The sequence below is a fragment of the Pseudacidovorax sp. RU35E genome (genome assembly GCF_900156165.1).
Taxonomy (GTDB): domain Bacteria; phylum Pseudomonadota; class Gammaproteobacteria; order Burkholderiales; family Burkholderiaceae_C; genus Xenophilus.
In genome coordinates, this window is sequence record NZ_FTMY01000005.1 from 205,416 (window position 1) to 217,677 (window position 12,262).

General features: G+C 67.6%; 7 protein-coding genes. 4 read left to right on the plus strand and 3 right to left on the minus strand.

Annotated elements, in window-relative coordinates; translation table 11 throughout:
• Nucleotides 1–161 precede the first annotated feature (161 nt).
• Complete coding sequence (locus BXA03_RS10830) at nucleotides 162–1,994, plus strand: AMP-dependent synthetase/ligase (protein ID WP_076507678.1); 1,833 nt, start codon at nucleotides 162–164, stop codon at nucleotides 1,992–1,994.
• 34 nt (nucleotides 1,995–2,028) lie between these two features.
• Complete coding sequence (locus BXA03_RS10835) at nucleotides 2,029–3,198, plus strand: ABC transporter substrate-binding protein (protein ID WP_076507223.1); 1,170 nt, start codon at nucleotides 2,029–2,031, stop codon at nucleotides 3,196–3,198.
• Between the two features lie 1,013 nt (nucleotides 3,199–4,211).
• Here the strand turns inward: BXA03_RS10835 and BXA03_RS10840 are convergent.
• Together BXA03_RS10840 and BXA03_RS10845 are read right to left on the minus strand one after the other, a co-directional pair.
• Entirely contained in the window at nucleotides 4,212–5,729 is a 1,518-nt protein-coding gene (locus BXA03_RS10840; RefSeq protein WP_076507225.1) for a tripartite tricarboxylate transporter permease, read from the minus strand.
• Nucleotides 5,730–5,748: 19 nt separating this feature from the next.
• Nucleotides 5,749–6,237, minus strand: coding sequence for a tripartite tricarboxylate transporter TctB family protein (locus BXA03_RS10845; RefSeq protein WP_076507227.1), 489 nt, complete (start codon nucleotides 6,235–6,237; stop codon nucleotides 5,749–5,751).
• Between the two features lie 237 nt (nucleotides 6,238–6,474).
• Here BXA03_RS10845 and BXA03_RS10850 point away from each other — a divergent pair, with 237 nt between their 5' ends.
• Complete coding sequence (locus BXA03_RS10850; RefSeq protein WP_076507229.1) at nucleotides 6,475–7,464, plus strand: Bug family tripartite tricarboxylate transporter substrate binding protein; 990 nt, start codon at nucleotides 6,475–6,477, stop codon at nucleotides 7,462–7,464.
• A 16-nt stretch (nucleotides 7,465–7,480) separates the two neighbouring features.
• Here the strand turns inward: BXA03_RS10850 and bamA are convergent, their stop codons facing one another.
• Nucleotides 7,481–9,895, minus strand: a complete 2,415-nt coding sequence (gene bamA, locus BXA03_RS10855; RefSeq protein WP_076507231.1) for an outer membrane protein assembly factor BamA — start codon at nucleotides 9,893–9,895, stop codon at nucleotides 7,481–7,483.
• A gap of 255 nt (nucleotides 9,896–10,150) precedes the next feature.
• Between bamA and BXA03_RS10860 the strand changes: the two genes are divergently transcribed.
• Entirely contained in the window at nucleotides 10,151–12,220 is a 2,070-nt protein-coding gene (locus BXA03_RS10860) for an NAD(+) synthase (protein WP_076507234.1), read from the plus strand.
• The last annotated feature ends 42 nt before the right edge of the window (nucleotides 12,221–12,262 follow it).

Sequence of the window (12,262 nt, forward strand, 5' to 3'; positions counted from 1 at the left end):
GACGAAAGGCCCGCACCATGCGCACCACGCCCTTCCACCTCGCCCGCACCGCGACGGCCGTCCTGCGCGCCGGGCTCGATGCCTCGGCACCGGCGGCCGCTTCTGCCGCGCCCGCCACCGGCCCCGCCCGCGTGCCCGCGGGACTCTGGGACACGGCCCACATGGCGCCGCGCACCGACATCGTGGTGCCCGGCGAGACGCTGCCCGCCGTGTTCTGGAACGCTGCCCGCGTGCGCGGCGAGCGCGTGTGGATGCGCCAGAAGGAGCTGGGCATCTGGCGCGCCTGGACCTGGCAGCAGACGGCCGAGGCCGTGGCCGAGATCGCGCATGGCCTCATGGCCCTGGACTTCGCGCCCGGCGACTGCGCGTCGATCCTGTCCAACACGGTGATCGAATGGGTGCTGGCCGACCTGGCGGTGCTCAGCTGCGCGGGCGTTTCGAACGGCATCTATCCCACCGACGCGGCCAGCCAGGTGCACTACCTGTGCGAGGACTCGTCGACCACCGTCCTCTTCGTCGAGGACGACGAGCAGCTCGACAAGGCGCTGGCCGTGCGCGCGCAGCTGCCGCGGTTGCGCAAGGTGGTGGTCTTCGACATGAAGGGGCTGCGCGACTTCCACGACCCCGACGTGATGTCGCTGCAGGACCTGCGCGCCCTGGGCCGCGAGCATTTGCGGCTGCATCCGCAGGCCATCGATGAGCGCGTGGGCCGGTTGAAGCCGGCCGACCTGGCCATCCTCATCTACACCTCCGGCACCACCGGCAAGCCCAAGGGCGCGATGCACAGTCATGGCGGCCTGGTGTACGCCATGCGCGGCTACAACACGCTGATCGCGCAGGACGAGCGCGACGAGCGCATGTGCTTCCTGCCGCTGTGCCACGTCGCCGAACGCATGGGCGGCGAGTACTTCGCCATGTACACCGGCTCGGTGCTCAACTTCGTCGAGAACCCCGAGACGGTGCCCGAGAACGTGCGCGAGATCGCGCCCACGGTCTTCCTGGCCGTGCCGCGGGTGTGGGAGAAGTTCTATTCCGGCGTGATGATCGCGCTCAAGGAGGCCACGCCGCTGCAGCGCGCCGCCTATGCCTGGGCCATCGGCGTGGGCGAGCGCATCGCCGACCGCGTGCTGGCGGGCCAGCCGGTCGATGGCGCGCTGAAGCTGCAGTTCCGCCTCGCGCGCGTGCTGGCGCTGGACAACGTGCGCAAGCTCATCGGCATCCACCGCGCGCGTTTTCTGGTGACGGGCGCGGCGCCCATCTCGCCTGACCTGGTGCGCTGGTACCTGGCGCTGGGCGTGCCCATGCTGGAGGTGTGGGGCATGACCGAGACCGGTGGCGCCTCCACCGGCATGCCGGCCGACCGCATCAAGCCCGGCTCCATCGGCCCGGCCACGTCGTACAACGAGGTGCGCATCGACGAGGGCACCGGCGAGATCCGCGTGCGCGGCCCCAACGTCTTCATGGGCTACCTCAATCAGCCCGAGAAGACGGCCGAGACCATCGACCCCGATGGCTGGCTGCACACGGGCGATGTGGGCACGGTGGACGCGGACGGGTTTTTCCGCATCACCGACCGCATGAAGGACATCATCATCACCGCGGGCGGCAAGAACATCACGCCCAGCGAGCTGGAGAACGAGCTCAAGTTCAGCCCGTACATCACCGACGCGGTGGTGATCGGCGATGCCAGGCCCTACCTCACGGTGATCATCATGATCGACCAGGAGAACGTCGAGAAATTCGCGCAGGACCACGACGTGCCCTTCAGCAACTACGCCAGCCTGACGCGCGCCCGCGAGGTGCAGGACCTGATCCAGGGCGAGATCGACCGCGTCAACGCCAAGTTCGCGCGCGTCGAGCAGATCAAGAAGTTCTTCCTGCTCGACACCCAACTCAGTGCCGAGGACGAGGAGCTGACGCCCACCATGAAGCTCAAGCGCAAGCTGGTGCAGTTGAAGTACGCCTCGCAGATCGAGGCGATGTATGCGGCGTGATGCCGAGCGCCCAGACCACCCAAAGGAGACAGCCATGAAGACCATCCGCCCCGCCGCGACCTCGGTCGCCCTTCTCGCGCTCGGCCTCCCGCTGGCCCATGCCCAGCAGCAGGGCGTGAGCAAGGACGAGATCCGCATCGGCACCATCCAGGACCTGTCCGGCCCATTGGCCGGCTTCGGCAAGCAGGCCCGCAACGGCATGCAGCTGCGCGTGGAAGAGATCAACGAGCAGGGCGGCATCAACGGCCGCAAGCTCAAGCTCTATGTCGAGGACTCGGGCTACGACCCCAAGAAGGCCGTGCTGGCGGCGCAGAAGCTGGTCAACCAGGACAAGATCTTCATCATGGCCGGCCACATCGGCACCGCCCAGAACATGGCGGCCATGCCGGTGCAGTTCGACAAGAACATCATCAACTTCTTCCCGATCACGGCGGCGCGCGAGATGTACGAGCCGCTCAACCGGCTCAAGTATTCCTTCGCCGCCACGTACTACGACCAGATCCGCATGGCGCTGCCGAAGATGGTGAAGGAGAAGAACGTCAAGAAGGTCTGCACCATCTACCAGGACGACGAGTTCGGCCTGGAGGTGAACCGCGGTGCCGAGGCCGGCCTGAAGGCCGCGGGCATGGAGCTGGCCGAGAAGACCAGCTTCAAGCGCGGCGCGACCGACTTCAGCAGCCAGGTGGCCAAGATGAAGGCGGCCGGCTGTGAGGTGGTGGTGCTGGGCACCATCATCCGCGAGACCATCGGCACCATCGGCGAGTCGCGCAAGACCGGCTTCAACCCGGTCTTCCTGGGCTCCAGCGCGGCCTATACCGACCTGATCCACAAGCTGGGCGGCAAGGCGATGGACGGCATGTACGCCACCATGACGGTGCAGAACCCGTACACCGACGAGCAGAACGACAAGATCCGTTTCTGGGCCAACAAGTACAAGACCAAGTTCAACGAGGACCCGACGGTGTTCTCGGTCTATGGCTATTCCATCGTGGACGACTTCGCGCAGGTGGCGCAGAAGGCGGGCGCCAACCTGACGACTGATTCATTCATCAAGATCATGGACGCGAGCACCTTCGAGCCGGACATGTTCGGCTCGCCCAAGATGACGTTCACGGCGACCAAGCGGCTGGGCAACAACGCGTCGCGGCTGTCGCAGATCGTGGATGGCAAGTGGAAGGTGGTGTCGGACTATGTGGCGGAGTGAGGTTCGCGATTCGGGGCCGAGGGCCTGAGGCTGACGACCTGACCTGACCTGACTGGCGTGGGTCGAGTTGGGCTGAGTTGAGCCTTGGGGTTCGGTTTGGGTGGGGTTGGTCTCGGGGCTGGGGCCTGGGTGCGCGCCGGTGCCGGGCCCAGGGCGCGCGGGCTCATACGGGGTCGGTCGGCCCTGCGGGCCGACTCCGCTGCGGTGCTCGGATGGACGGGCACGCGGCATAACTCGCTACGCGCTTCGCGCTGCGCTCAGACAAACGCCGCGAGTCAGATCACGAAGCAGGCCTGTCCTGCGGCAGGCCTGCAGCCCGTCCATCCTGCGCTCCTCGCCGACCCCGAAATCGCCCGCGCACCCTGAGCCCGTCACCAGCGCGTGGAGACAGGCGTGGGTGATCGACGGAGGCCAGTGCTCCCCGCGTCGATCGCGCAGCGCCTCTTGCTCCCTCTCCCCTTGCGGGAGAGGGCGGGGGAGAGGGGCGGTGGCCCGCAAGAAGCGCAGTGGTGGTGTGCCCCCCCTCTCCCCAACCCCTCTCCCGCGAGGGGAGAGGGGCTACGCGCAGCAGTCATGCCGGCCGAGCCGTTCGAACGCAGGCCCTGGTGCCGGTGAGGGCGTGGCGGCGCGCCTGTGGGGCGCCGAGGAGCGCAGGGCGGACGGGCTGCGGGCCTGCCGAAGGACAGGCCCGCTTCGTGAACTGACTCGCGGCAGTTGTCCGAGCAGAGTGAACGCAGTGAACGTCGCGAGTTATGCCGCGGCCCGTCCGACCGAGCACCGGAGGGAAGTCGGCGCACAGCGCCGACCGCCCCACTTGAAGCGCCGACACGCCCTCACCGGCGCCAGGGCCGGACCATCGCCCCAAGTGCCCCAACCAGAACACAGGCCAGGTCGCGCCACCCCCACGAGAGCCATTCAGTTAAACCCCGAGAGCGCAAAAAAAAAGGGGCCCATCAAGGGCCCCTGAAGAAAGCAGGCATGGCGACCCATGCCCGCTCGGATGAAGCAGCGCCTCACTCCTCGACGAAGGCCTCTTCGCGCTTGGACTTCACCGCCGGCAGCAGCACGATGGTCAGCAGCGCCAGGGCGGCGACCAGCAGGCCGGCCGAGATCGGACGCGTGACCAGCACGCTCCAGCTGCCACGCGACAGCAGCAGCGCGCGACGCAGGTTCTCTTCCATCATCGGCCCCAGGATGAAACCCAGCAGCAGCGGCGCCGGTTCCACCCGCAGCTTGATGAACACATAGCCGATGAAGCCGAAGATCGCCACCATCCACACGTCGAAGGTGTTGTTGTTGGTCGAGTACACGCCGATGGCGCAGAACAGCACGATGGCCGGGAACAGCAGGCGGTACGGAACCTTCAGCAGCTTGATCCACATGCCGATCAGCGGCAGGTTCAGGATGATCAGCATCAGGTTGCCCAGCCACATCGAGGCGATCAGGCCCCAGAACAGCTCGGGGTTGCTGGTCATCACCTGCGGACCCGGCTGGATGTTGTGGATGGTCATGGCACCCACCATCAGCGCCATCACCGGGTTGGGCGGAATGCCCAGCGTCAGCAGCGGGATGAAGGAGGTCTGCGCACCGGCGTTGTTGGCCGACTCGGGGCCTGCCACGCCGCGGATGTTGCCGCGGCCGAAGGCCACTTCGCCGGGGGACATCTTCAGCTTCTTCTCCAGCGCGTACGAGGCGAACGAAGCCAGCAGCGCACCGCCGCCCGGCAGGATGCCCAGCGCGGAGCCCAGCGTCGTGCCGCGCAGCACGGCCGGGGCCATGCGCTTGAAGTCGTCGCCGGTGGGCCACAGGCCGGTCACCTTGCTGGTGAAGACCTCGCGCTCCTCTTCGCCCTGCGACAGGTTGCCGATGATTTCGCCGTAGCCGAACACGCCCATCGACACCACGATGAAGCCGATGCCGTCCGTCAGTTCGGGAATGTCGAAGCTGAAGCGCGCCACGCCGGAGTTCACGTCCGTGCCCACCAGGCCCAGCAGCAGGCCCAGCACCACCATCGCGATGGCCTTGAGCAGTGAGCCCGAAGCCAGCACCACGGCGCCGATCAGGCCCAGCACCATCAGGCTGAAGTACTCGGCCGGGCCGAACTTGAAGGCCAGTTCGGTCAGCGGCGGCGCAAAGGCGGCCAGGATGATCGTGCCCACGCAACCGGCGAAGAACGAGCCCAGGCCGGCCGCTGCGAGCGCAGGGCCCGCCCGGCCCTGCCGCGCCATCTGATAGCCGTCGATACAGGTGACCACCGATGACGATTCGCCCGGCAGGTTCACCAGGATGGCGGTGGTCGAGCCGCCGTACTGCGCACCGTAGTAGATGCCCGCCAGCATGATCAGCGCCGACACCGGTGGCAGCGCATACGTGGCCGGCAGCAGCATGGCGATGGTCGCGACCGGGCCGATGCCCGGCAGCACGCCGATCAGCGTGCCCAGAATGCAGCCGATCAGGCAATACAGCAGGTTGGTCCAGGTGACGGCGACGCCGAAGCCCGTGGCCAGGTTGGAGATCAGGTTGAAGTCCATGGTTGTCGTTCTTTCCCGATCAGCCCGAAATGAAGGTGGGCCACACCTGGATCTGCAGCTTGAGGGCCACGATGAAGGCCAGGTAGCTGCCGACGGCGAGCACGACGGCCAGGATCAGCGAGTCGCGCAGATTGAACTGGTTGCCCGCCATGCTGGCGATGATGGTCAGCGCGAAGATGGCGATGATCAGCCCCATGGCCGGCAGCCCGATGCTGGGCAGGCCGCCCAGCAGCACGCCGAAGGCCAGGTTGGCGCCGAGCACGAAGGCCAGCGGCTTCCAGGCCCAGCGGCCGATCTTGCCGCCGTCGGCCGTCTCGACCACCATCGACTGCAGCGAGATCACCGCGCCGATCAGGGCCAGCAGGATGCCCAGCATCAGCGGAAAATAGCCCGGGCCCATGCGGGCCCCGTCACCGATGGTGTAGTTGGTGGAGCCGACCGCGAACGTTGCGCCCACGGCCATGAACATCACACCTGAAAAAAAATCTGCCTGGCTTTTGATGGCCATTTCGTTGCTTCTCCTCGAGACCTTGTGTTGAAACGGGGGCGAGCGTCGTCGCCTGAGGCTGACCATTGGCTGACTTGATGTGTAGGGATAAGCGCGTAAGCAGTCTCCACATCGAGGTGTGCCAAATGATTGACGGAGGCTTGAAAGGCCTGATTTTTTTGCTATGAAAGTCGTAGCGTTTTTCCGTGCGCCGCGCCGTCAGGTCGGCGCTTTTTCCCTGACTGGAGACAGACTGAGATGACTGCCACCCGCCGCGACTTCGTCGCTTCCTCCCTTGCCGCCGCCGGTTTTGCACTGGCCGGCGTCCCCGCCTTCGCCCAGTCCGACTGGCCGGCCAAGCCGATCCGGCTGATCGTGCCCTTCCCGCCGGGCGGCGGCACCGACATCCTGTCGCGCCTGATCGCCAACAAGCTCACCGAGGTCAGCAAGTGGACCGTGGTGCCCGACAACCGGGGCGGCGCGGGCGGCACCATCGGCATCGCCGAGGCCGCGCGCGCCCAGCCCACGGGCTACGACCTGGTGATGGGCCAGAAGGACAACATGGTCGTCGCGCCCTGGCTCTACAAGAACCTGAGCTACGACCCGGTCAAGGATCTGACCGCCGCGGCCCACGTGGCCTACACGCCGGTGGTGATCGTGGTGCGCAGCGAATCGCGCTTCAAGACGCTCAAGGACGTGGTCGAGGCCGCGCGCGCGCAGCCCGATACGGTGACCTTCGGCTCACCGGGCAACGGCACCACCATCCACCTGGCCGGCGAGATCTTCAAGACCGCCGCCAAGATCCAGATCCGCCACGTGCCCTACAAGGGCAGCAACCCGGCGCTCATGGACGTTCTGGCCGGCAACGTGGACCTGCTGGTCTCGTCGCTGCCCTCGGCCATCGCGCAGATCAAGGCCGGCAAGCTGCGCCCGCTGGCCGTGACCTCGGCCAAGCGCAGCACCTCGCTGCCCGACATCCCGACCGTGGCCGAGCTGGGCTATGGCAAGGACTTCGACGTCAGCACCTGGTACGGCATCTTCGCGCCGGCCGGCACGCCCAAGCCGGTGGTCGACAAGGTCAATGCCGAGGTCAACAAGCTGCTGGCCCGCCCCGACGTGCAGGCCGCCATCCACGAGCAGGGCGCTGAGTACCAGGCCATGTCTACCACCGAGTTCGCCACGCTGGTCAAGGACGACGTGGCCAAGTGGAAGGGCATCGTCCAGGCATCCGGCGCGCGCATCGAGTGAGCGCGGCGGCACGTCCTCAGAACGACGTGCCGATCTGGAATTGGAAGCGCTGCGTGCGGTCCGCCGTGATGCCGGTCGCGGTGTCTTCCTTCTGGTAGAGCACCGGCACCGCATAGGCCAGGCTCAGGGGGCCCAGCGGCGAGAGCCAGCTCACGCCCAGGCCGACCGAGGCGCGCAGCTTCTGCTGCGCCTTCCACTGCGCATCCGTCAGCGACGAGGTGCGGTCGGCAAAGACATTGCCCGCGTCGAAGAAGCCGAAGAGCCGCAGCGTGCGGTCGTTGCCCGCACCCGGGAAGGGCGTGCTCAGTTCCGCATTGACGATGGCCTTGCGCAGGCCGCCCAGCGCACCAGCCGTCACGCTGTCGCGCGGGCCGAGCGAGTTGCTTTCGAAGCCGCGCACCGAGCCCAGGCCGCCCGCATAGAAATTCTTGAACACCGGGTAGGTGTCGCCGCCCAGCGCGCGCGCCCAGCCCAGCTCGCCATTGACCGCGAAGGTGTACTGCTTGCTGATCGGGAAGTAGCGCTGGTACTGGTAGCTGGTCTTCAGATAGCGCGCGCCCGATGCCACGCCCCATTCCGCATTGGCGTTCTGCAGCGTGCCGCGCGTCGGGGTCAGGCCGCTGTCGCGGGTGTCGCGCGACCAGCCCACGGTCAGCGGCACGCCGGTGACGGCGTCGCGCGCGCACACCACGCTGGGCGCCGTGCCCGTGCACTGGAAGTAGTCCAGGTAGGCCTGCGGCGTGGCCGTGTAGGCGTAGCTGCCATCCACCAGCGTGTAGGCGCCGTTGCTGCCGGGCTTGAAGGAATAGCGCTCCAGCCCGATGCCGAAGAACACGCGGTTGAGTTCGTCGAACGGCACGCCGAACTTGAGCGACACGCCCTGCGTGGTGAGCTTGTAGTTGCCGTCGGCGGCGTACGCGGGCCGCGAGGTGTTCTGGTAGACGCTGATGGCACGCGAGATGCCGTCGGCCGTGAAGTACGGGTCGACCGCCGAAACCGACACCGAGGTGCTGTACGAGCCGATGCTCGCGTTCAACCCCAGGTAGTTGCCCGAGCCGAAGACGTTCTCCTGCGTGATGCCGAAGGTCAGCGTCACCTTGTCGGTGCTGGAGTAGCCCGCGCCCAGGTTCAGCGAGCCGGTGGGCTTTTCCTTCACGTCGACCATCAGGTCCACCGTGTCGGGCGAGCCGGGCACTTCCTGCGTCTGGATGTCCACCTCGCTGAAGTAGCCGAGGCGGTCCAGCCGGTCGCGCGAGAGCTTGATCTTGTCGCCCTCGTACCAGGCGGACTCGTACTGCCGCATCTCACGACGGATCACCTCGTCGCGGGTGCGCGCGTTGCCGCCCACCAGGATGCGGCGCACGAACACGCGCTGGCGCGGCAGGCCCTTGAACAGCAGCGTCACGCGCCCCTGCGTGCGGTCGGCGTCCGGCACGGCCTCCACCTTGGCGAAGGCGAAACCGAAACGCGCGTAGTACTCGGTGAAGGCGCGCGTGGTCGCGGTGACATCCTGGCCGTTGTAGTAGTCGCCAGGCCGCACGGTCACCAGCGACTTGAAGTCGTCCTCGCGACCCAGGTAGTCGCCATCGAGCTTCACACCCGCCACCACGAAGCGCTCGCCTTCGGTGATGTTGACCGTCAGCGTGAGCGACTGGCGATCCGCCGACAGGGCCACCTGCGTGGAGTCGATGCGGAAGTCCATGTAGCCGCGCGTCAGGTAGTACTGGCGCAGCGTCTCCAGGTCGGCGTCGAGCTTGGCGCGTGAATACTGGTTGGACTTGGTATACCAGCTCATCCAGTTGCCCGCGTCCAGGTCGAACAGGCCCAGCAGCGTCTTCTCGCTGAAGGCGCTGGCGCCCACCACGCGCACCGCGGTGATATGCGCGGTGTCGCCCTCGGTCACCGTGAAGCTGATATTGACGCGGTTGTGCTCCAGCGGCGTGGCGGTGGTCTGCACGCTGGCACTGTAGAAGCCCTTGCCGATGTACTGGCGCTTGAGCTCCTGCTCGGCGCGGTCGGCCAGCGCCTTGTCGTAGGGCCGGCCCTCCGCCAGGCCTACCTCGCGCAGGGCCTTGGTCATGGCCTGCTTGTCGAATTCCTTGGCGCCCTCGAAGTCCACGCCCGCGATGGTCGGGCGCTCCTCCACGATCACCACCAGCACGTTGCCCGAGATGTCGAGCCGCACGTCCTTGAACAGGCCCAGCTCGTACAGCGCGCGGATGGCGGTGGAGCCGCGATCGTCGGTGTAGGTGTCGCCCACATGCAGGGGCAGGGCATGGAAGATCGTGCCGGGTTCCACCCGCTGCAGGCCCTCCACCCGCAGGTCGCGGATGGTGAAGGGCTCGGCGGCCCATGCGGCATGACTGCCGGCGAAGAGGGCGAAGGCGCCGAGGGCGGTATGCAGCGGTCGGCCGCAGAACAGGAAACGCATGGATCGGGTCGGGGCGCCAGCGCAGGGGCGCAGGTCGCCGAAGTGGCGTGGCGCGGATCATGGGCGGGCACTTGGGAGGAATCGTGGACGAGCGCGCGCTGCGCTCCCGCCTTTGTCCGACAAGGGCGGCGCAAGCGTCGGGGTGCCCACGGCCAGCCGTTGTCGTAGAGTGCTTGGCCATGCGGCCCGCGCCGCTCAACCGCATGGCGCTGCGCCCCACCGCACCCGCCCATTGCCCGCTCCGCCGTCCCGACCATGAAGCACGACCTGCCCTTCCTCAACCCTTACCGCCACGGCTTCGCGCGCGTGGCCGTGGCCATGCCGCGCAACCGCGTGGCCGATCCGCTCTCCAACGCCGCCGAAACCATCCGCCTCTACCGCGAAGCCGAGGCCCAGGGCGCGGCGGTGGTCGCCTTTCCGGAGCTGGGCCTGTCGGCCTACACCTGCGACGACCTGTTCCACCAGTCCGCACTGCTCGATGGCTGCGAAGAGGCGCTGGCCCAGGTGGTGGAGGCCTCGCGCGACCTGAATGCCGTGGCCGTTGTCGGCCTGCCGCTGCGGGTGGAGCACCGCCTCTTCAACTGCGCGGTGGTGGTCGCACGCGGCCGCGTGTTGGCCGTGCTGCCCAAGACCTATCTGCCCAACTATGGCGAGTTCTACGAGGCGCGGCAGTTCAACGCCGCCGGCAGCGCCATCACCGACCATGTGCAGCTCTTCGGTCACCGCGTGCCCTTCGGCACCGACATCGTCGTGCGCGCGCGCGAGCTGCCGCTGCTGGCGCTGCATGTGGAGATCTGCGAGGACCTGTGGACGCCCATCCCGCCGTCGAGCTTTGCGGCGCTGGCGGGCGCGACCGTGCTGGTCAATCTGTCGGCCTCCAACATCATCATCGGCAAGTCGGCCTACCGTCACCAGCTGGTGGGGCAGCAGTCGGCGCGGTGCATCGCGGCCTACCTCTACACCTCGGCCGGCATCGGTGAATCGACCACCGACCTGGCGTGGGACGGCCAGTCGCTCATCTACGAATGCGGCGAGCTGGTGGCCGAGAGCGCGCGCTTTGCCAACCAGTCGCACCTGCTGATGGCCGACGTGGACCTGGAGCGCCTGGCCCACGAGCGCATGCGCCTGACCAGCTTCGGCGAGACCGCGCGCCGGCACAAGGCCGAGCTGACCGGCTGGCGCACGGTGGAGTTCGACCTGGCCCCGCCCGCGCAGGTGCCCGGCGGCCTGATGCGCACCGTGGAGCGCTTTCCCTACGTGCCGGCCGATGCGCGCTCGCTGGACGAGCGCTGCTACGAGGTCTTCAACATCCAGGTGCAGTCGCTGGTGCAGCGGCTGGAGGCTTCGCGCATCGGCAAGGTGGTGATCGGCATTTCGGGCGGGCTCGATTCCACCCATGCCCTGCTGGTGGTGGCGCAGGCCATGGACCGGCTGGGCCGCCCGCGCACCGACATCCTGGCCTACACCATGCCCGGCTTTGCGACCAGCACGCGCACGCTGCAGCAGGCCCATGCGCTGATGCGCGTGGTGGGCTGCACCGCGCAGGAGATCGACATCCGCCCGAGCTGCCGCCAGATGCTGGCCGACCTGGGTCATCCCTTCGGCCGCGGCGAGCCGGTGTACGACGTCACCTTCGAGAACGTGCAGGCCGGCGAGCGCACCAGCCACCTGTTCCGCTTGGCCAACCACCATGGCGGCATCGTTGCCGGCACGGGCGACCTGAGCGAGCTGGCGCTGGGCTGGTGCACCTACGGCGTGGGCGACCACATGTCGCACTACAACGTCAACGCCAGCGTGCCCAAGACGCTGATCAAGCACCTGGTCCACTGGGTGGCGGGCAAGGGCCTGCTGGGCGAGGAGGGCAGCCAGGTGCTGCAGGCCATCCTCGGCACCGAGATCAGTCCCGAGCTGGTGCCCGCCGATGCGCAGAAGCAGGGTGCCGAGCCGGCGCAGAGCACCGAAAGCGTGGTCGGCCCCTACGAGCTGCAGGACTTCCACCTGTACCACACGGTGCGCCACGGCATGCGCCCGTCCAAGGTGGCCTACCTGGCCTGGTGCGCCTGGCACGACGGCGAGAAAGGACCGTGGCCAGACACCCTGCACGGCGGGCGCAACCAGTACACCCTGGCCGAGATCAAGAAGCATCTGGGCACCTTCCTGTACCGCTTCTTCCAGATCAGCCAGTTCAAGCGCAGCTGCGTGCCCAACGCACCCAAGGTGGGCTCCGGCGGCTCGCTCTCTCCCCGCGGCGACTGGCGCGCGCCCAGCGATTCGGAGTCGCGGGTGTGGCTGGACGAGCTGAAGACGGTGCCGGACGAGGTGTGAGGGCCGCCACGTTCTCTTCGGCGGCTTGTATTCGAGTGGATA